Here is a 19880-nt window from a genome sequence, read left to right as displayed (position 1 = left end):
GCCTATGTGCTGCGCGAAAGCGAAGGACCGGCGCAGGTAACCTTACTCGCCACCGGTTCCGAGGTGGAAATCGCGGTCGCGGCGCGCGACATATTGCAGCGCCAGAACATCGGCGCGCGGGTGGTTTCGATGCCGTGCTGGGAATTGTTCGAGCAACAGGACGCCGCCTATCGCGCAGGCGTGCTTGATTCTTCCAGCGTTAAGGTGGGAATCGAAGCGGCTTCGCCCTTTGGTTGGGACCGCTATCTGGGCGTTAAGGGTACTTTCATCGGGTTAGACCATTTCGGTGCAAGCGCCCCTTATAAGGAGCTATACAAAGCCTTCGGTATTACCGCGGAGGCTGCGGTTCAGGCCGCTCTCGCCCTTCTGAACAAGAAGGCCAATTAGAAGGATTGCGTTTTATGGCCGTTCGGGTGGCGATCAATGGGTTTGGTCGGATTGGGCGCCTGGTCCTGCGTTGCATCATCGAAACGGGTCGCAAAGACCTGCAAGTGGTCGCGATCAACGATCTGGGCCCGCCCGAAACCAACGCACACCTGCTGCGCTACGACAGCGTGCACGGCCGCTTCCCCGGAACCGTCACCGTGGACGGCGACACGATCGACGCCGGGATGGGCAAGATCAAGGTCACGGCGATCCGCAATCCCGCCGACCTGCCGCACAAGGACCTGGGCGTGGACATCGCCCTGGAGTGCACCGGCCTCTTCACCTCGCGCGACAAGGCTTCCGCCCACCTGGAAGCCGGCGCCCGGCGCGTGATCATCTCGGCCCCGGCCGACAACGTCGACAAGACCATCGTCTACGGCGTGAACCACGAGACCCTGACCCGCGACGACCTGGTCATCTCCAACGCCTCCTGCACCACCAACTGCCTGGCCCCGGTGGCCAAGGTCCTGCAGGAACTGTGCGGGATCGAGCGCGGCTACATGACCACGATCCACTCCTACACCGGCGACCAGCCGACCCTGGACACCCTGCACAAGGACCTCTACCGCGCCCGCGCCGCCGCCATGTCGATGATCCCGACCTCCACCGGCGCGGCCAAGGCGCTGGGCCTGGTGATCCCGGCGCTGGCCGGCAAGCTGGACGGCTCCTCGATCCGCGTGCCGACGCCCAACGTCTCGGTGGTGGACCTGAACTTCGTGCCGGGCCGCAAGGTGACGGTGGAGGAGATCAACGCCGCTCTCGAGGCCGCCGCCGCCGGCGCGCTGAAGGGCGTCCTGGCCGTGACCAGGGAGCCGCTGGTCTCGATGGACTTCAACCACGTGGCGGCCTCGTCCACCGTGGCGCTGCCGCAGACCCAGATGGTCGACGGCGGCCTCGGCCGGGTGCTCTCCTGGTACGACAACGAATGGGGCTTCTCGACCCGGATGAGCGACACCGCCGTCCACATGGCCAGCCTGATCTGAGCCCGACCGTGAACTTCCGCACGCTCGACGACGCCGACCTCGCCGGCAAGCGGGCGCTGGTCCGCGTGGACTTCAACGTGCCGGTAGCCGACGGGCGGGTGAGCGACGACACTCGCCTGCGCGCCGCCCTGCCGACCATCGCGAAGCTGAGGAAGGGCGGCGCCAGGACCATCCTCATCGCCCACTTCGACCGGCCGAGGGGCAAGCGCGTGCCCGAGATGAGCCTCAGGCCGCTGGTCGAGCCCCTGTCCGTGCTGCTGGGCGCGCCCGTCGCCTTCGCCGACGACTGCGTGGGCGAGGCGGCCGCCAAGGCGGTGGCGGCCATGAAGGACGGCGACGTGCTGCTCCTGGAGAACGTCCGCTTTCACGCAGGCGAAGAGAAGAACGACCCGGACTTCGTCAGGGCGCTGGCCGCCAACGGCGACCTCTACGTCAACGACGCCTTCTCCGCCGCCCACCGGGCGCACGCCTCCACCGAAGGCCTGGCGCACCTGCTGCCGGCTTATGCGGGCGAGCAGATGCGCCGCGAGCTGGAGGCGCTGGACGCCGCGCTGGGCAACCCGCAACGGCCGGTGATGGGCATCGTCGGCGGCGCCAAGGTCTCCACCAAGCTCGAGCTCCTCGACAACCTGGTGGACAAGCTGGACTACCTGGCCATCGGCGGCGGCATGGCCAACACCTTCCGCTTCGCCCAGGGCTATGGGATCGGCGGCTCGCTCTGCGAGAAGGACATGGCGGAGACCGCCCGCGGGATCCTGCAGAAGGCCGAGGCCAGGGGCTGCCGCCTGATCCTGCCGTCCGACGCGGTGGTGGCCAAGGCGCTCGTCCCCGGCGCGGCCGCGCGCACCACGACGCTGTCCGCGGGCGCAGGCCTGGCGGACGACGAGAAGATCTTCGACGTGGGGCCTGCGACCCTGAAGGAGATCCTGGACGCCGTGGCCGCGAGCAGGACCCTGGTCTGGAACGGGCCGCTGGGCGTCTTCGAGGTCCCGCCGTTCGACAAGGCGACCATGGAAGCGGCACATCGCGCGGCGGAACTCGCCAAAGCCGGGAAGCTGGTGGCGGTGGCGGGCGGGGGTGATACGGTGGCGGCCCTGAACGCGGCCGGCTGCGCGGACGACTTCACCTTCGTCTCGACGGCGGGCGGCGCGTTCCTGGAATGGATGGAGGGTAAGACGCTGCCCGGCGTGGCGGCGTTGGTCCAGTAACGGACGGATTGAAGGAGCTGAAGGCATGGCTCGCATCACCTTGCGGCAACTGCTCGACCACGCGGCGGAGCACAACTACGGCGTTCCGGCGTTCAACATCAACAACATGGAGCAAGGCCTGGCGATCCTGGAGGCGGCCGACGCGGCCGACGCCCCGGTGATCATCCAGGCCAGCCGCGGCGCGCGCTCCTACGCCAACGACATCGTGCTGAAGCACCTGATCGACGCCCTGGCCGAGATGTACCCGCACATCCCGATCTGCATGCATCAGGACCACGGCAACAACGAAGCCACCTGCGCCACCGCCATCCAGTACGGCTTCACCTCGGTGATGATGGACGGCTCGCTGAAGGCCGACGGCAAGACGCCGGCCGACTACGACTACAACGTCCGCGTCACCCGCGCGGTGGTGGACATGGCCCACTGGGTGGGCGCCAGCGTCGAGGGCGAACTGGGCGTGCTGGGCAGCCTCGAGACCGGCATGGGCGAGAAGGAGGACGGCCACGGCTTCGAAGGCAAGCTGGACCACGACCAGCTGCTGACCGATCCCGACCAGGCCGTGGACTTCGTCAAGGCCACCGAGGTGGACGCGCTGGCCATCGCCATGGGCACCAGCCACGGCGCCTACAAGTTCACCCGCAAGCCCGACGGGGCGGTGCTGGCCATGAACGTGATCGAGGAGATCCACCGGCGGCTGCCGAACACCCACCTGGTGATGCACGGCTCCTCCTCGGTGCCGCAGGACCTGCAGGACATCATCAACAGGTACGGCGGCGAGATGCCCCAGACCTGGGGCGTGCCGGTGGAGGAGATCCAGCGCGGCATCAAGCACGGCGTGCGCAAGATCAACATCGACACCGACAACCGGATGGCCATGACCGGCGCCATCCGCAAGGTGTTCGCCGAAAACCCCGGCGAGTTCGACCCGCGCAAGTACCTGAAGCCGGCCATGGAGGCCATGCGCGCGGTCTGCAAGCAGCGGTTCGAGGAGTTCGGAACCGCCGGCTGGGCCTGCAAGATCCGCCCGTTGCCGCTTTCGGCGATGGCCAAGCGCTATGCGGCGGGCGAACTGACGCCCAAGATGGGCCTCACTCGCGAAGCGGCGGAATAGCGCCCGGCGGGGCGCGCCAGGCCGGCAGCCACGTGGCGCAGCGGGCGGCCGCGGCTGTCGGCCAGGCTGTCGACGGCGTTCCTGACCGACTCGACCTGCATCTGACAGCCTCCTCGCTGGAACCGGAGTCCTGGAAATCTCCGCCGGTTCCCCTGGTTCCTAGCCCTCCAGCTCGCCGATGGCGCTTTGCAGGTAGTTCTGCTCGCCGACGGCCGCCAGCAGGGCGATCTGGGTTTCCAGGAAGTCGATGTGCTCTTCGGTGTCGTCGAGGATCTCCCGCAGGATCTGGCGCGAGACGTAGTCGGCGCCCTGCTCGCAGAGGCGGACGCCTTCCACCAGGGTGATGCGCCCGCCCGCCTCGATCGACAGGTCCGCCGCCAGGCCCTCGGAGACCGTCTCGCCGATCTTCAGCTTGTGCAGGTCCTGCAGGTTGGGCAGGCCCTCGAGGAACAGGATGCGCTTGATCAGCTTGTCGGCGTGCTTCATCTCGCCGATCGATTCCTCATAGGTGATCTTGCCGAGGCGCCTGAACCCCCAGTTCTCGTACATCCGGGCATGCAGGAAATACTGGTTCACCGCCGTCAGCTCGTTGGTGAGCACGGTGTTCAGGATGCGGATGATCGCGACGTCGCCTTGCATGGCGCACTCCTTTGGGAATCGCGTGTAGCGTCAGGCGCGCGAGGGGCCAAGTCAAAGTCTATGTGAGAGCGTCGGCTGCCCCGCCGCTTCCGCCGCGCGATCGGCCTATTCGGCGGCGAACCGCAGGGCTTCGCTCTGTGCGTCGAGCATCGCGCGCATGTCGCAGACGCAGCGGGCGCATTGGGGCCTGGCCCCGCAGGACTTGAACACTTCGGCCGGGCGCCGGGCGCCCGCGGCGATGGCGGCCCGCACCTGACGCTCGCGGATCCCGTTGCAGTTGCAGACGTACACGACCGGCCCACCCTCCCTGAGAGGCGTTTGAGAATTAATAGCAGGTACAGACGCCTTTGCAACTCGTTTGCAACTGAGCGCGCGGATTTCCTGTCGCAGGCCTGAATCCCGTTGCGCGCCGGCGCGTCCCGCCGTGAAGTGCGGCGCGGCTGGCCGGCCGGCGCCGGGGCCGGCAGAGGCCCGCCATGGACGCCCTGATCCTGTCTCGGCTGCAGTTCGCCTTCACTATCGCCTTCCACATCATCTTCCCCAGCTTCACCATCGGGCTGGCGAGCTTCCTGGCGGTGCTGGAGGGGTTGTGGCTGGCGACCGGGCGGCCGGCCTTCAAGACGCTCTACATGTTCTGGCTCAGGATCTTCGCCATCTCCTTCGGCATGGGCGTGGTGACCGGGGTGGTGCTGAGCTACGAACTGGGCGCCAACTGGAGCGCGTTTTCCGCCGCGGCCTCGCCGGTGATCGGGCCGCTGCTGGCCTTCGAGGTGCTGACCGCCTTCTTCCTGGAATCGAGCTTCCTGGGCGTCATGCTGTTCGGCTGGCGCAAGGTCGGGCCGGGCCTGCATTTCACCGCCACGGTGGTCGTGGCCCTGGGCACGCTGTTCTCCGCCTTCTGGATCGTCTCGGCCAACAGCTGGATGCAGCACCCGGCCGGCTTCACGCGACTGGCGGACGGATCGTTGCGCGCCGTCGACTGGCTGGCGGTGATCTTCTCGCCGACCTTCCCGGCCCGGTTCGCGCACATGACGCTCGGGGCCTACCTCACCACCGCCCTGGTGGTGGGCGCAGCCTCGGCCTGGCGGCTGCTGCGCGACGCCGACGAGGGCGAGGCGCGGTTGGGCTTGCGGATGGCGGTGGGGATGTTCGCGCTGGCGGCGCCGCTGCAACTCGCGGTGGGCGACCATTCCGGCAAGCTGGTGCTGCACTACCAGCCAGCGAAGCTCGCGGCCATCGAGGCCTTCTGGGAGACCAGGGCCGGCCAGGCCTTTCACATCGCCGCCTGGCCGGACCGCAGCGTCGCCGCCAACCGCTGGGAGATCTCGATCCCCAGGCTGGGCAGCCTGATCACCGCCGGCGACGCCGACGCCACCGTCAAGGGCCTGAAGGACTTCGCCCCCGCCGACCGGCCGCCGACGGCGGTGGTGTTCTGGGCCTTCCGGGTGATGGTGGGCCTGGGCCTGGCGATGATCGGCCTGGGGCTCTGGGGCGCCTGGCTCTGGTGGCGCAGGGGCGGGCCGGAGCGGTCGCGGCTGTTCCTGATGGCCTGCGTCGCCATGGGACCGGCGGGCTTCGTCGCGGTGATCTCCGGCTGGGTGGTGGCCGAGGTGGGGCGGCAGCCCTTCGTGATCTATGGCGTCATGCGCACGTCGCAAGGCGTGTCGCCGGTGGCGGCCGGGCCGGTCTCGGTCTCGCTGCTGGCGTTCATGGCGGTCTATGCGGTGATCTTCAGCGCGGGCCTGCTCTACATCCTGCGCCTGATCGGCCAGGGGCCAGGCACGGGCGCCCGGGAGCCGCCGCCCGACGTCGGCCGCGCCCCCGGCTCGGCGCTCGCCGCCGCGCCCGAGGACCCGGCGCCGGAGGCCGCGCCATGAACGGGCTCGACCTGCCGCTGATCTGGGCCGGGGTGATCGCGGGCGCGGTGCTGCTCTACGTGCTGCTGGACGGGTTCGACCTGGGGGTGGGCGTCCTGTTCCCCTTCGCAGGCTCGCCCGCCGCCCGCGACGTGATGATGGACTCCATCGCCCCGGTCTGGGACGGCAACGAGACCTGGCTGGTGCTGGGCGGAGCCGGGCTGATGGCGGCCTTCCCGGGCGCCTACGCCGTGGTGATGCCGGCGCTCTACGTGCCGGTGCTGACGATGCTGATGGGGCTGATCCTGCGCGGCGTCGCCTTCGAGTTCCGCCTGCACGGACGCCGGCGCAGCAAGGCCTTGTGGACCGCCGCCTTCGCCGGAGGCTCGCTGATCGCCACCCTGGCGCAGGGCTGCGTGCTGGGCGGGTTCATCCAGGGGATCAAGGTGAAGGACGGCGCGTTCGCCGGCGGCCCGTTCGACTGGCTGACGCCCTACGCGCTCACGGTCGCCGCGGGCCTGGTCGCCGGCTACGCCCTGCTGGGCGCCGCCTGGATCATCTGGCGGGCGGAGGACGACCTGCACCGGCGCGCCCGCCGCTGGGCCTGGATCGCGGCCATCGCCGCCGCCCTGCTGCTGGCCGTGGTCAGCGTCGCCACCCTCCACGTCGATCCCCGCGCCGCCGCGCGCTGGGGCCTGGCCGCAGGCCGGATCGACGTCGCGGCGCTGGCCCCGCGACTCGCCATCCCCGGCCTGGGCGCGGCAGGCTTCGCAGTGGTGGCGGCCGGCCTGGCCCGCCGGGCGCACGCGGCGCCGTTCGCGGGCGCGGCGCTGGTCTTCCTCTCCGGCTACCTCGGCCTGGCGGCGAGCTTCTTCCCCTACGTCGTGCCCTACAGCCTGACCTTCCGCCAGGCGGCGTCGGCGGAGAATGCGCTGGCCCTGATGCTGGCCGTGGCGGGTGTGCTGCTGCCGCTGATCCTGGGCTACACGGTCTGGGTCTACTGGCTGTTCCGCGGCAAGGTGGGCGCCGATGCGGGCTATCATTGAGCCGCCGCCGGACCCGGGGGCGCCGGCCACGCCGCTCTGGAAGCGGCTGGCCTGGTTCTTCGGCCTGGCGGCCGCCTCCATGCTGGCGGTCGCCGGCGCCGCCTACCTGCTCAAGGCGCTGTTGCGATAGGGGTCTCTGTTCTAGAAGCGCCGCATGTCTCCGCCACTCTGCCGCCTCTACCTGATAACTCCGCCGCGCCTCGACGACCTGGCCGCCTTCGGCCGCACCCTGGCCCATGCGCTGGACGCCGGCGACGTGGCCGCACTGCAGATCCGGCTGAAGGGCGCGCCCGACGACGTCGTGGCCGCCGCCGTCGACGCGCTGTCCCCCATCGCCCAGGCCCGCGGCGTGGCGGTGATCCTCAACGACCGGCCGGACCTGGCCGCGAAGCTCGGCTGCGACGGCGTGCACGTGGGCCAGTCGGACGCTTCCTACGCGGAAGCGAGGAAGGCCATGGGCCGCGACCGGATGGTCGGCGTCACCTGCCACGCCAGCCGCCACCTGGCGATGGAGGCGGCGGACGCGGGCGCGGACTATGTGGCCTTCGGCGCCTTCTTCCCGACGACCACCAAGGATGTCGCCGAGGAGCGTCCGGAGCCGGAGCTGCTGTCCGACTGGCAGGCGATCATGCAGACGCCCTGCGTGGCGATCGGCGGGATCACCGCGGAAACCGCCGCGAGCCTCGCGGCGGCCGGCGCCGACTTCCTGGCCGTCTGCGGGGGGGTCTGGACCCATCCGGAGGGACCGGCTGCGGCGGTCGAGGCGATCAATGCGGCCATCGCCGCGGGCGTGGCCGGGCGGACGACGGAGGGCTGAGGCGGCCCGCCTTGCCTTCCCGGGGCCGTCCCACTAGGTTCCGCCCCCGTTCCGCCGCCCCTCGGAAGACTAGATGTCCACCCAATCCGCGCTCCTGAAGGTCATGTCGGACGCCGCGCGCAAGGCCGCCCGGGGCCTGAACCGCGACTTCGGCGAGGTGGCCGAACTGCAGGTGTCCCGCAAGGGCGCCGCCGACTTCGTCTCCGCCGCCGACCTCAAGGCCGAGCAGACCCTGTTCGAAGCCCTCGAGAAGGCCCGCCCCGGCTACAGCTTCCTGGGCGAGGAGCGCGGGCTGATCGAGGGCACCGACAAGACCCACACCTGGATCGTCGACCCGCTGGACGGCACCACCAACTTCCTGCACGCCATCCCGCACTTCGCCATCAACATCGCCCTGCAGCGCGAGGGCGCGATCGTGGCGGCGGTGACCTACAATCCGATCACCAACGATCTCTACTGGGCCGAGAAGGGCAAGGGCGCCTTCGTCAACGACAAGCGCCTGCGGGTCGCCGCCCGCACCCGGCTGGACGACGCGATCATCGCCACCGGCATTCCGTTCCTGGGCCACGGCCAGCACGCGCGCTTCCTGAAGGAGCTGCACCAGGTGAGCCAGAAAGTGGCGGGCGTGCGCCGCTTCGGCTCGGCGGCGCTGGACCTGGCCTTCGTGGCCGCCGGCCGCTTCGACGCCTACTGGGAGCGGGACCTGAAGCCCTGGGACCTGGCGGCGGGCGTGCTGCTGGTCGCCGAAGCCGGCGGCCTGGTGCGCGACGCCGACGGCGGCGAGGCGGTGCTGGAGACCGGCACGATCTGCACCGGCTCGCAGGACATCCAGCCGCTGCTGGCCGACCGGCTGAGGGCCGCGGCGGCCTAAGCCGCCGCCCCGAACTGCAGGCTGGCCAGCCGGGCGTAGAGCCCGCCGCGGGCGACAAGCTGGGCGTGGGCGCCCTCCTCCACCACCTGGCCCTGGTCCATGACCACGATGCGGTCGGCCTTGAGCACGGTGGCCAGCCGGTGGGCGATGACCAGGGTGGTGCGGCCGATCATCGCCTCGTCCAGCGCCCGCTGCACCAGCCGCTCGTTCTCGGCGTCCAGCGCGCTGGTCGCCTCGTCGAGCAGCAGGATCGGCGCCTCGCGCACCAGCGCCCGGGCGATGGCCAGCCGCTGGCGCTGGCCGCCGGAGAGACTGCGGGCGCGCTCGCCGACGGCGGTGTCGAACCCCTCGGGCAAGGCCTCGAGGAAGGCCTCGGCCTGGGCGGCGCGGGCCGCGGCGCGCACCGCGTCGAGGTCGGCGTCCTCGCGCCCGAAGCGGATGTTGTCGACGGCCGAGCCGGAGAACAGCGGCGTATCCTGGCCCACCAGGGCCATGCGGGCGCGCACCTCGGCGGGGTCGGCCTCGCGCAGGTCGACGCCGTCCACCCGCACCACGCCGCTCTGCGGGTCGTAGAAACGCAGCAGCAGGCGGAAGACAGTGCTCTTGCCCGCCCCCGACGGCCCGACCAGGGCCACCCGCTCGCCGGGCCGCACCTGCAGGGTGAAGTCGCGCAGGGCCGGCAGGTCCGGACGGCCGGGATAGGCGAAGGTGACGTTCTCGAAGGCCGCCTCGCCCCGCGCCGGGACCGGCAGCGGCCGGGGCCGCGCCGGGGCGGCGATGCCGGGCCGGGCGTCCAGCAGGGCGCCCACGCGGTCCATGGCGCCGGCAGCCTTCTGCACGTCGCCCCAGGTCTCGCCCAGGGCGCCCACCGAGCCCGCCGCCATCACCGACAGGAAGGCGAACTGGAACAGCGCGCCCCAGCTCATGTCGCCACGCAGGCCCGCGTGCACCCCCAGCCAGAACACCGCCACCACGCCGCCGAACACCAGGGCGATGACCATCGCGGTCATCACCGCCCGGGCGCGCATGCGCTGCAGCGAGGTGCGGAAGGACTCCTCCACCGCCGCCCCGAACCGTCCCGCCGCCGAGGCCTCCCGCCCGAAGGCCTGCACGGTCTCCAGCGCGTCCAGGGATTCCGAGGCGTGGCCGATGGCGGCGGCGAAGGTGTCCTGGGTGCGCGCCGTCAGCTTGCGCACGCGGCGGCCGAACAGGAACAGCGGCGCCAGCACCACCGGGAAGATCAGCAGCACCAGGCCCGTGAGGCGCGGGCTGACCACCACCAGCAGCGCCAGGGCGCCGATCAGGGTCAGCAGGTTGCGCAGCGCCACCGAGATGGAGGCGGAGAGCAGGCTCTCGACGATCTGGATATCGGTGGTCAGGCGCGAGACCACCTCGCCGGTCTTGTTGACCAGGAAGAACAGCGGATCCAGCGTCAGGATGTGGGCGTAGGCCGCCTTGCGCAGGTCCGCCACCACCCGCTCGCCCAGCTTGGTGACGAAGAAGTAGCGAAGCGCCGTGGAGAAGGCGAGCAGCAGCGCCACCCCGCCGATCAGCAGGAACCAGCCGTCCACCGCGCCGGCCGGGGCCCTGGCGCCCTGCGCCTTGGTCAGGTGGTCGACCAGCAGGCGCACCGCCCCGGAGAGCCCGAGGGTCGCGCTGGTGGACAGCAGCAGGAACACGCCCGACGCCGCGGCGTCGCCCCAGTGGTTCCGCGCGAACGGGACCAGCCGGCCGAGCGAGGCCACGTTGCGGCTGCGCGGCCTGCGTCCGGCCGCGGCGCCGAGCGCCTCGGCCAGCTCCGCGCCCGCACCCGGCCGTCCCCGGACGGCGGCCTCGGCTGCTCCATCGGTCATGCCCGGCGCCCGTACACTTGATTTTTGACTGTCACTTCGCGTATACGCCCGGCTTCCTTTGCGCCCCCCTTCGGAGGCGCTGGCTTACGGCCGCTCCTTCTACGGCTGTTCGTTTACTTCAGGCGCCTCTGCGATGAAACCCGAGACCCATCCCGACTACCACTTCATCACCGTGGTGATGACGGACGGCAGCAGCTACCGCACCCGCTCGACCTACGGCAAGCCGGACGCGACCCTGAACCTGGACATCGATCCGAAGACCCACCCGGCCTGGACCGGCGGCAACCAGCAACTACTGGACCGCGGCGGCCGCGTCTCGCGCTTCAACGCCAAGTTCGGCGCCTTCACGCGCAAATAGGGCGCAGGAGCGACCGACCCTTACGTCGGTAAACACTTTTCGTACTGGCGGCCAACACCTCTGCGGGCGGTTGTCTGCGGCCGCGGTCTGATGATTCCTCTCATCATTTCATAGCCTTGCAAGGCGCCGGCAGCGGGTTCGCCCCGGCCCGAGGCGTTGACCGGGGGGTTGACCGGTAAACACCCCGCGCCCCTGACTCTTGGCGGTCCTCCCTTCCCCCCAGGGAAGAGAATCGGCGAGTTCGTGTCGGCGGGCTTGCGGCGAAGTCCGGCGTCATTAAAGGCCGGCCCGGCCAGCACCGGGTTTCCCCCAGGATAACGCGGCAGCGCCGGGGTGACAAGAACAAATATAGAACATTATGGGGCGCCATACGGACCGCTCGCCAGGCCCAGGCGGACGTTGCGAAGGAGGGTTCGGGGCGAAGGAGGGTTCGGGGGGAATGCGGCGGCCATAGGTCCTCGACGTCTGAGAGGAGGATGGGCCGGGGTGTCGAACGGGCTCAACCCGGAGACGCCGTGCTCTATTTCGGTGACGCTTCGGCCGGTAGCCCTATGCCCCGAAGGCCGTCCGCAGGCGGTCATACTGGGCCAGCACCGGATGGGCGCCTTCCGGCGCGGTCTCGACGTACATCCGGCGGTCGAGGTGGCGCACGCGGTCGTAGAGGCGCTCGGAGCGGTCCAGCAGCAGCAGCAGGCCCGAGGGCAGGTCCTCGCAGGATTCGGAGCCCGTCGCGCGGCAGACGTCCTCGGCGCCCAGGCGGTAGCGGTCCTCGCAGGCGGCCTCCGGCGGCATGTCGCCCTCGCGCACGGCGCGCTGCACCAGCAGCCAGGACGCCACCTGCATCAGCCGGGTGGTCAGCCGCATGCTTTCCGACGCATAGGCCAGGGCCGCATTGCGGGACAGCAGCTTGGATTCCTGACGTCCGCCGCCGTCCAGGTAGGTCGCGGTCTCCTCCACCAGCTCCATGCCCTCATGGAACGTGCGGTCGAACAGCTCGGAGCGCGCGAAGTCCTGAATCACATGCGCGCCTTGCGACGCGCCTGTGGCGATACCGTCGGTCATCATTCCCCAACCTTATCATGCCGTCCGCGGACGGCGGACTGAACTCGAGGTCGCAGGTGCAACCCCCGTGCCAGACGACGGAATTTCCCTCACATAGCCTCGGTTTCAGCCTTTCGGCCCCCCGAACAGCGCATCCGCAGCGGCCCGCCCCGCGCGCTTCCTGTCAATTTGCGCCCGAACCCTTTCGATTTCCGCCTCGAGGACGGCGATACGCCCTTCGAGTTCGGCGACGGCGTACAGCTCCAGATCCTCGCGCACGGCCTCGGCCAGGCGCTGGCCGCGCGAGGTGCGGATATCCGCGGGCTCATCCATGGCGTTCCGAGAGCATGCTTTGCCCAGTCCCCTGCCGCCCTGTATCTGATCGCGGACCATGACGGCGCGCAAGACGGGAGAATGCGGTGAGCGGATCAAACGGCGGTGAAACCATGCAGGCGGTCGCGGTGGAGGGCGGCAAGGGCGCGCCCGCCGAAGCCCTGCGCCTCGTCACCGCGCCGCGGCCCGCGCCGGGCCCCGGCCAGATCCTGATCCGCGTGCGCGCCGCCGGGCTGAACCGCGCCGACACGATGCAGCGCAAGGGCTTCTACCCGCCGCCGCCCGGCGTGCCGGCCACCCTGGGGCTGGAAGTCGCCGGCGAAGTCGCCGCGCCCGCCGGCCGCTGGAAGGCGGGCGACCGGGTCTGCGCGCTGCTGGGCGGCGGCGGCTACGCGGAATACGCCGTGGTGGACGCCCGCCACGCCCTGCCGATTCCCGAGGACATGGACTTCGTCCAGGCCGCCGCCCTGCCGGAGACGGTGCTCACGGTGTTCGCCAACGTCTTCGAGCACGCCGGCCTGAAGGCGGGGGAAACCCTGATGGTGCACGGCGCCACCTCCGGCATCGGGACGACCGCCATCCAGATGGCCAAGGCGGCGGGCGCCCGGGTGATCGGCACGGCGCGCGGCGCGGCCAAGGCCCGGGCGGCGCGCGAGCTGGGCTGCGACCTGGCGATCGACTCCACCGCCGAGGACTTCGCCGCCGTGGTCAAGGCGGCCGGCGGCTGCGACGTGGTGCTGGACATGGTGGGCGGCGACTATTTCGCCAAGAACCTCGATGTGCTGAAGACCGGCGGGCGGATCGTCCACGTCGCCGCCCAGGCCGGCGGGGAGGTCACGCTCAACATCAACAAGCTGATGATGAAGCGCGCCGTGGTCACCGGCTCCACCCTGCGGCCGCGCGACGCCGACGAGAAGGCGCGGATCACCCGCGCCGTGGAGGAGAAGGTCTGGCCCTGGGTCCGCTCCGGCCTGGTGCGCCCGCCGGTGGACCGCACCTTCCCGCTGGCCGAGGCCGGCAAGGCGCACGCCCTGATGGAGAGCGGCGACTTCGTGGGCAAGCTGATCCTGGTCGCGTGAGCGGCAGCTCAACCGGAGACGCCGGGTACTGTTTCCGGCGCCGCTGAAAAGCCCGGAGATTTTGGGTGGCGTGGGCCAGGCCGCCCCTGTAACCAGCGTGTGAATCCGGCCGCCGGACCCGTCCGGGCGCCGCCGCAAACCCCTTAGAGAGGATGCGCCGATGACCGCCGTAAATCCCGTCACCGACCTGACCCTCGAGGGCGACGTCGCGGTGGTCACCGTGAACTCCCCGCCGGTGAACGCCCTGTCCGCCACCGTGCGGGACGGCCTGCGCCAGGCGCTGAAGCAGGCCGGCGAGGATCCAGCCGCGAAGTCGGTGGTGCTGATCTGCGCCGGCCGCACCTTCATCGCCGGCGCCGACATCAGCGAGTTCGGCAAGCCGCCGAAGGGCGCCGCCATGGCCGAGGTGCAGGCCATGCTGGAGGGCGCGCCCAAGCCCACGGTGGCGGCGATCCACGGCACGGCGCTGGGCGGCGGGCTGGAGGTGGCGCTCTGCGCCCACTACCGCGTGGCCGTCCCGTCGGCCAAGCTCGGCCTGCCGGAAGTGAACATCGGCCTGCTGCCCGGCGCCGGCGGCACCCAGCGCCTGCCGCGCATCGTCGGCGTGGAGAAGGCGCTGCAGATGGTCACCTCCGGCGAGCACGTGCCGGCCAGGCAGGCCCTGGAGATGGGCCTGATCGACGAACTGGCGGAGGAAGGCAAGCTGCGCGAGGCGGCGATCGCCTTCGCCCGCAGGATGGCCGCCGAGAACCGCCCCCTGCGGAAGATCCGCGACCAGGACGAGAAGCTGCAGGCGGCCAGGGGCAAGCCCCAGATCTTCGCCGATTTCCGCAAGGCGGGCGCCCGGAAGTTCCGCGGCTTCGTGGCCCCGGAGAACAACATCAAGGCCGTCGAGGCGGCGGTGAACCTGCCCTTCGACGAGGGGATGAAGGAAGAGCGGCGGCTGTTCACCGAGCTGGTCGCCGGCCCGCAGTCGGCCGCCCAGCGCTACGCCTTCTTCGCCGAGCGGGCGGCCCAGAAGGTGGCCGACGTGCCGGACGACACGCCGCTGCGCCCGATCAGGCGCGTCGGAATCATCGGCGCCGGCACCATGGGCGGCGGCATCGCCATGAACTTCGCCAACGCCGGCGTGCCGGTGACGCTGGTGGAGGTGAAGCAGGACGCGCTCGACCGCGGCCTGGGCGTGATCCGCAAGAACTACGAACGCACCGCCTCGCGCGGCGGCGTCACCGCCGCCCAGGTCGAGGAGCGCATGGGCCGCATCGCCGGCACGCTGGACCTGGAGTCGCTGAAGGACGCCGACCTGGTGATCGAGGCGGTCTTCGAGCGGATGGACATCAAGAAGGACATCTTCAAGCGCCTGGACGCCGTCTGCAAACCGGGCGCGATCCTGGCCACCAACACCTCGCGCCTCGACGTCGACGAGATCGCCGGCGTCACCGGCCGGCCGCAGGACGTGATCGGCCTGCACTTCTTCTCGCCGGCCAACGTCATGAAGCTGCTGGAGGTGGTGCGCGGCGCGAAGACCGCCAAGGACGTCATCGCCACCGCGATGAAGCTCTCCAAGACCATCGGCAAGATCCCGGTGCTGGTGGGCGTCTGCCACGGCTTCGTCGGCAACCGCATCCTGGCCCAGCGGCAGGACGAGGGCCAGGCCATCGCCTTCGAGGGCGCCGCGCCCTGGGACGTGGACAAGGCCCTGACCGACTTCGGCTTCGCCATGGGCCCCTTCGCCATGAGCGACCTGGCCGGGCTGGACGTGAGCTGGGTGCGGGCGGAATCCACCGGCGCCACCCTGCGCGACATCCTCTGCGAGATGGACCGGCGGGGACAGAAGACCGGCGGCGGCTACTACGACTACGACGAGAAGCGCAACGCCACGCCCTCGCCCGTCACCGAGAAGATCCTGGCCGACATCCGCGCCAAGGCCGGGGTCAGGCCGCGGCAGGCGAGCCAGGAGGAAATCCTGGAACGCACCCTGTTCCTGATGGTCAACGAAGGCGCCAAGATCCTCGAGGAGGGCATAGCCCAGCGGGCCTCCGACATCGACGTGATCTGGGTCAACGGCTACGGCTGGCCGATCTACCGCGGCGGCCCCATGTACTACGCCGACCAGGTCGGTCTGGATAAGGTCCTGGCCCGGCTCAAGCACTACGAGACCGAGCTGGGGCCCCGCTTCAAGCCCGCGCCCCTGCTGGAAAAGCTGGCGGCCGAGGGCAAGACCTTCACCCAGTCCTGACGACACACCCGCCCCGCGAAGGGCGCACAACAAGGAACCGTTCATGCGCGAAGCCGTCATCGTCTCCACCGCCCGCACCCCCCTCGGCAAGTCGTTCCGGGGCGCGTTCAACAACACCTACGGCGCCACGCTCGGCGGCCACGCGATCCAGGCGGCGGTGGCGCGGGCCGGCGTCGACCCCGGCGAGATCGACGACGTGGTGATGGGCTGCGCCGCCCCGCAGGGCACGACCGGCAGCAACACCGCCCGCCAGGCGGCGCTGCGCGCCGGCCTGCCGCAGACCGTCTCCGGCATGAGCCTCGACCGGCAGTGCGCCTCGGGCCTGATGGCCATCGCCACGGCCGCCAAGGAGATCATCAACGACGGCGCGCCCATCGCGGTCGGCGGCGGGGTGGAGTCGATCAGCCTGGTGCAGAACGACAAGAAGAACACCTACATGAGCCAGGACCCGTGGCTGACGGAGCGGATCCCCCAACTCTACATGACCATGATCGAGACCGCCGAGATCGTCGCCGAGCGCTACGGGATCAGCCGCGACGCCCAGGACGAGTATTCGCTGCAATCGCAGCAGCGGACCGCCCTGGCCCAGTCGGAGGGCCGCTTCGACGCCGAAATCGCGCCGATGACCACGGTCATGAAGGTGACCAGCAAGGAGACGGGCGAGACCTCCGACCGGGAGATCACCATCCGCCAGGACGAGTGCAACCGCCCGCAGACCACCCTGGAGGACCTGAAGAAGCTGCCGCCGGTGTTCAAGAACGGGCTGCAGGTCAAGGAGGGCCGATTCATCACCGCCGGCAACGCCTCGCAGCTTTCCGACGGCTCGGCCGCCGTGGTGCTGATGGAGGCCAAGGAGGCCGAGCGCCGCGGGATGCAGCCGCTGGGCGTCTACCGCGCCATGGCGGTGGCCGGCTGCGGACCGGAGGAGATGGGCATCGGCCCGGTCTTCGCCATCCCGAAGCTGCTGGAGCGCACCGGCCTGAAGATGGACGACATCGGCATCTGGGAGCTGAACGAGGCCTTCGCCTGCCAGGTGCTCTACTGCCGCGACAAGCTGGGCATTCCCAACGAGCTGCTCAACGTCTCGGGCGGCTCGATCTCCATCGGCCACCCCTTCGGCATGACCGGCGCCCGCTGCACCGGCCACCTGCTGATCGAGGGCAAGCGCCGCGGGGCGAAGTACGGCGTCGTCACCATGTGCGTCGGCGGCGGCATGGGCGCGGCGGGGCTGTTCGAGATCTTCTGAGCCGATGCCGTTCCGGATCCGCCGGATGGACGTCCTCCACAAGGGGTGGTCGACGTTCTATCTGGCGACCCTGGCGGACGACGACGGCGTCGAGATCCGGCGTGAGATCGAGCACCACGGCAGCGCCGCCGCGGTGCTCCCTTACGACCCCGGGCGCCGCACGGCGCTGCTGGTGCGCCAGGGCCGCCCGCCGGTGATCTGGCAAGGCGGGCCGGACGAGTTGCTGGAGGCGCCGGCCGGCATGCTCGACGCCGACGACCCCGAGACCGCCGCCCGCCGCGAGGCGATGGAGGAGACCGGGGTGCGGCTGACCGACCTGGAGTTCGTGGGCCGGCCCTACGCCATGCCGGGGGTCTCCACCGAGCGCATCGACCTGTTCCTGGCCCCCTACGCGCTCGCCGACCGCATCGGCGCGGGCGGCGGGGTGGCGCACGAGCAGGAGGCGATCACCGTGGTGGAAACCCCGCTGGCCGAGCTCTGGCGGCAGGTGGAGTCCGGGGAGATCGAGGACATGAAGACGCTGGTCCTCACCCTGGCGCTCAAAGTCCGCCGGCCCGAGCTCTTCTGACGCCGACCGATTCGCAGCGTCTTTTCGGCCCCGATCAAACTCTTGCGCCGGGCGCCCGTTTTCATGGCGACAGGTTCATCCGCGCGCGGAGGACGCCCGATCTGGCAGCAGTAGCGTTTGTTGAGTGCTAGATATTTGAATTCATGAAGCATTCAGAGATGGAGGCGCTAGATTTCCAAACAGGCGGGTGATTCCCGCTCGCCAGGAGACGTAAGACCCCGAGGTCCTCGATGAGCGTTTCGTCCGGGTTCGTTAAGCAAATCCAAGGCTATGGCCTGACCACGGCCGAGATCGTCTACCGCATGCCGGACCATCCGGCCCTGCTGCAGAGCTACGTCTGGCAGGACTACGACCTGTTCCCCAAGTTCCCCGAGCTGCGCCGCTTCCTCGATTTCTGGACGCGGACGCTGGACGGCGCCCTGTTCTCCGTGCGGGTGGCGCACGACCGGCTGATCAAGCCGGCCGAGCTCAAGACCATGGGCGAGTTCCGCATCCACTGAGGCGCCGGTCGACAAGAGGGCGCACGGATGGGACTTATCCGCCCATCGTGTCGAATCTGGCCGCGTCTCTCCTCCGGATCGCATTTCAGCGCGCGGGCCTGGCCGTCGTGGCCTGCGCCGCCGTCCTCGCCGTCTGCGCCTGCCAGGGCAAGCCGGAGCGCCCGGCCTGCGCCGCCGGCCAGGTCTGCCTGGAGTACGGCAACAGCTCGGAGCCCTCGACCCTGGACCCCCAGACCAGCCAGCTGGTCGACGAGGCGGTGGTCATCGGCGACCTGATGATGGGGCTGACCACCGATGCGCCGGACGGCTCGGCGGTCCCCGGCATGGCGACCTCCTGGGAGACCAGCCCCGACGGCCTGGTCTGGACCTTCCACCTGCGCGAGGCCCGGTGGTCGGACGGCGCGCCGGTCACCGCCGGCGACTTCGTCTACGCCTACCGCCGCATCCTCGATCCCGCCACCGCCGCCACCTACGCCTACCTGGTGGCGGTGCTGAAGAACGGCCAGGCGGTGAACGCCGGCAAGGCGGCCCCCGAGACCCTGGGCGCCCGGGCGCTGGACGCGCGCACGCTGCAGCTCACCCTGGAGCATCCCGTCCCCTACCTGCCGCAGCTCGCCAAGCACCAGAGCTTCTTCCCCGTGCCCAGGCATGTGGTGCAGCGCTGGGGCGAGGGGTGGACGCAGCCCGGCCGCTACGTCTCCAACGGGGCCTACCGGCTGGTGAGCTGGCGGCTGGGCGACTACCTGCGCGTGGAGAAGAACCCGCGGTTCTGGGACGCCGCCCAGGTCTGCGTCGACCGCATCGACTACTACCCGACCACCGACTCCGTCGCCGCCGAGCGCCGCGTCGCCCGCGGCGAGCTGGACCTGAACACCTCGTTCCAGTCGAACCGCATCGGCCGGCTGAAGGCGACCCTGGGCGGCTATGTGCGCACCCACTCGACGCTGGCCACCGTCTACCTGATCTTCAACACCGCCGATTTCGCGCCGTTCAAGGACGTGCGGGTGCGCCGGGCGCTGTCCCTGGCGGTGGACCGCGAATTCATCACCGGCAAGCTGATGCGCGCCGGGCAGATCCCGGCCTACGCTTTCGTCCCGCCCGGCATCGCCAGCTATGCGCCCGTCGCGCCGCCGCCCTGGGCGGCCCTGCCCTTCGCCTCGCGGCAGGCCGAGGCGCGCCGGCTGCTGGCGGCGGCGGGCTATGGCCCCGGCCGGCCGCTGAAATTCGAGATCAAGGCCGCCAACAGCCCCGACACCCAGCTGATCGGCCAGGCGCTGCAGGCGGACTGGAAACTGGTCGGCGCCGAGGCCAGCCTGCTGCAGAACGAGGGGCAGATCGCCTTCGCCGCCTATACCGCCCGCGATTTCCAGGCGGCGCCGATCAGCTGGTACGCCGACTACGACGATCCGCTGACCTTCCTGGCGCTGTTCAAGTCCGACACCGGCGCCCAGAACTACGGCGACTACCGGAACCCGGCCTACGACGCCCTGCTCGCCGCCGCAGACCGGGAGCCCGACGTCGGCCGCCGGGCGAAGATCCTGGGGCGGGCCGAGCAGATGATGCTGGACGATGCGACCATCGCGCCCGTCTACTATGTGGTGAACCGCGCCCTGGTGAGCCCGCGGATCACCGGCTGGGTCGACAACGCCACCCACACCCACCGCGCCCGCTGGCTGTGCGTGAAGGGGCGGTAGGGGCCGCCGGTC

The 19880-nt window shown here is 70.4% G+C and carries 21 protein-coding genes; 16 read left to right on the top strand and 5 right to left on the bottom strand.

Annotation, left to right across the window (positions count from 1 at the left end; translation table 11 throughout):
- From VGL30_RS12385 to fba, 4 genes are all read left to right on the top strand, one after another.
- A partial coding sequence (locus tag VGL30_RS12385; RefSeq protein WP_331540299.1) for a transketolase-like TK C-terminal-containing protein occupies positions 1–387 on the top strand: 387 nt, incomplete at its 5' end.
- Positions 388–401: 14 nt separating this feature from the next.
- Entirely contained in the window at positions 402–1409 is a 1008-nt protein-coding gene (gap, locus tag VGL30_RS12380) for a type I glyceraldehyde-3-phosphate dehydrogenase (RefSeq protein WP_331540298.1), read from the top strand.
- 8 nt (positions 1410–1417) lie between these two features.
- Positions 1418–2617, top strand: coding sequence for a phosphoglycerate kinase (locus tag VGL30_RS12375; protein ID WP_331540297.1), 1200 nt, complete (start codon positions 1418–1420; stop codon positions 2615–2617).
- A 25-nt stretch (positions 2618–2642) separates the two neighbouring features.
- On the top strand, positions 2643–3728 hold the full coding sequence (gene fba, locus VGL30_RS12370; RefSeq protein ID WP_331540296.1) for a class II fructose-bisphosphate aldolase: 1086 nt from the start codon (positions 2643–2645) through the stop codon (positions 3726–3728).
- 159 nt (positions 3729–3887) lie between these two features.
- Here fba and bfr read toward each other — a convergent pair whose 3' ends face one another.
- Together bfr and VGL30_RS12360 are read right to left on the bottom strand one after the other, a co-directional pair.
- On the bottom strand, positions 3888–4367 hold the full coding sequence (gene bfr, locus VGL30_RS12365; RefSeq protein WP_331540295.1) for a bacterioferritin: 480 nt from the start codon (positions 4365–4367) through the stop codon (positions 3888–3890).
- 105 nt (positions 4368–4472) lie between these two features.
- Positions 4473–4658, bottom strand: a complete 186-nt coding sequence (locus tag VGL30_RS12360; RefSeq protein WP_331540294.1) for a (2Fe-2S)-binding protein — start codon at positions 4656–4658, stop codon at positions 4473–4475.
- A gap of 185 nt (positions 4659–4843) precedes the next feature.
- Here VGL30_RS12360 and VGL30_RS12355 point away from each other — a divergent pair, with 185 nt between their 5' ends.
- The 5 genes from VGL30_RS12355 to VGL30_RS12335 all read left to right on the top strand — a co-directional run bounded on the left by VGL30_RS12355 (position 4844) and on the right by VGL30_RS12335 (position 8957).
- On the top strand, positions 4844–6244 hold the full coding sequence (locus VGL30_RS12355) for a cytochrome ubiquinol oxidase subunit I (protein WP_331540293.1): 1401 nt from the start codon (positions 4844–4846) through the stop codon (positions 6242–6244).
- A complete protein-coding gene (locus tag VGL30_RS12350) occupies positions 6241–7269 on the top strand; it encodes a cytochrome d ubiquinol oxidase subunit II (RefSeq protein ID WP_331540292.1) in 1029 nt (342 codons plus the stop codon). The genes VGL30_RS12355 and VGL30_RS12350 overlap by 4 nt, the downstream gene beginning before the upstream one ends.
- On the top strand, positions 7253–7399 hold the full coding sequence (locus VGL30_RS12345) for a DUF2474 domain-containing protein (protein WP_331540291.1): 147 nt from the start codon (positions 7253–7255) through the stop codon (positions 7397–7399). Before VGL30_RS12350 ends, VGL30_RS12345 begins: the two co-directional genes overlap by 17 nt.
- Before the next feature lie 24 nt (positions 7400–7423).
- Positions 7424–8086: a thiamine phosphate synthase gene (gene thiE, locus VGL30_RS12340; protein WP_331540290.1), complete on the top strand. Its 663-nt coding sequence runs from the start codon at positions 7424–7426 to the stop codon at positions 8084–8086.
- 73 nt (positions 8087–8159) lie between these two features.
- Positions 8160–8957 (top strand): inositol monophosphatase family protein, encoded by a 798-nt coding sequence (locus tag VGL30_RS12335; protein WP_331540289.1) that lies wholly within the window; start codon positions 8160–8162, stop codon positions 8955–8957.
- Here the strand turns inward: VGL30_RS12335 and VGL30_RS12330 are convergent.
- Complete coding sequence (locus tag VGL30_RS12330) at positions 8954–10810, bottom strand: ABC transporter transmembrane domain-containing protein (RefSeq protein WP_331540288.1); 1857 nt, start codon at positions 10808–10810, stop codon at positions 8954–8956. The genes VGL30_RS12335 and VGL30_RS12330 overlap by 4 nt on opposite strands.
- A gap of 133 nt (positions 10811–10943) precedes the next feature.
- Between VGL30_RS12330 and rpmE the strand changes: the two genes are divergently transcribed.
- On the top strand, positions 10944–11168 hold the full coding sequence (rpmE, locus tag VGL30_RS12325; RefSeq protein ID WP_331540287.1) for a 50S ribosomal protein L31: 225 nt from the start codon (positions 10944–10946) through the stop codon (positions 11166–11168).
- Positions 11169–11717: 549 nt separating this feature from the next.
- Here the strand turns inward: rpmE and VGL30_RS12320 are convergent.
- Both VGL30_RS12320 and VGL30_RS12315 read right to left on the bottom strand, forming a co-directional pair.
- Positions 11718–12230, bottom strand: coding sequence for a DUF1465 family protein (locus VGL30_RS12320; RefSeq protein WP_331540286.1), 513 nt, complete (start codon positions 12228–12230; stop codon positions 11718–11720).
- Positions 12231–12335: 105 nt separating this feature from the next.
- Complete coding sequence (locus VGL30_RS12315; protein WP_331540285.1) at positions 12336–12542, bottom strand: DUF1192 domain-containing protein; 207 nt, start codon at positions 12540–12542, stop codon at positions 12336–12338.
- 113 nt (positions 12543–12655) lie between these two features.
- Here VGL30_RS12315 and VGL30_RS12310 point away from each other — a divergent pair, with 113 nt between their 5' ends.
- The 6 genes from VGL30_RS12310 (at position 12656) to VGL30_RS12285 (ending at position 19868) form a co-directional block, all read left to right on the top strand.
- On the top strand, positions 12656–13621 hold the full coding sequence (locus VGL30_RS12310; RefSeq protein WP_331540302.1) for an NAD(P)H-quinone oxidoreductase: 966 nt from the start codon (positions 12656–12658) through the stop codon (positions 13619–13621).
- Positions 13622–13781: 160 nt separating this feature from the next.
- Entirely contained in the window at positions 13782–15860 is a 2079-nt protein-coding gene (locus VGL30_RS12305; RefSeq protein WP_331540284.1) for a 3-hydroxyacyl-CoA dehydrogenase NAD-binding domain-containing protein, read from the top strand.
- Between the two features lie 43 nt (positions 15861–15903).
- A complete protein-coding gene (locus VGL30_RS12300; RefSeq protein ID WP_331540283.1) occupies positions 15904–17106 on the top strand; it encodes an acetyl-CoA C-acyltransferase in 1203 nt (400 codons plus the stop codon).
- Positions 17107–17131: 25 nt separating this feature from the next.
- Entirely contained in the window at positions 17132–17674 is a 543-nt protein-coding gene (locus VGL30_RS12295) for an NUDIX hydrolase (RefSeq protein WP_331540282.1), read from the top strand.
- A gap of 230 nt (positions 17675–17904) precedes the next feature.
- A complete protein-coding gene (locus tag VGL30_RS12290) occupies positions 17905–18174 on the top strand; it encodes an usg protein (protein WP_331540281.1) in 270 nt (89 codons plus the stop codon).
- A 47-nt stretch (positions 18175–18221) separates the two neighbouring features.
- The gene (locus VGL30_RS12285; RefSeq protein WP_331540280.1) at positions 18222–19868 is read left to right on the top strand and encodes a peptide ABC transporter substrate-binding protein; all 1647 of its coding nucleotides are present in this window, start codon (positions 18222–18224) and stop codon (positions 19866–19868) included.
- The last annotated feature ends 12 nt before the right edge of the window (positions 19869–19880 follow it).

Source organism: Phenylobacterium sp. (assembly GCF_036502675.1).
Lineage (GTDB): Bacteria > Pseudomonadota > Alphaproteobacteria > Caulobacterales > Caulobacteraceae > Phenylobacterium.
The sequence above is the reverse complement of the archived record's forward strand: the minus strand, read 5'-3'. Positions and strand labels throughout refer to the sequence as shown.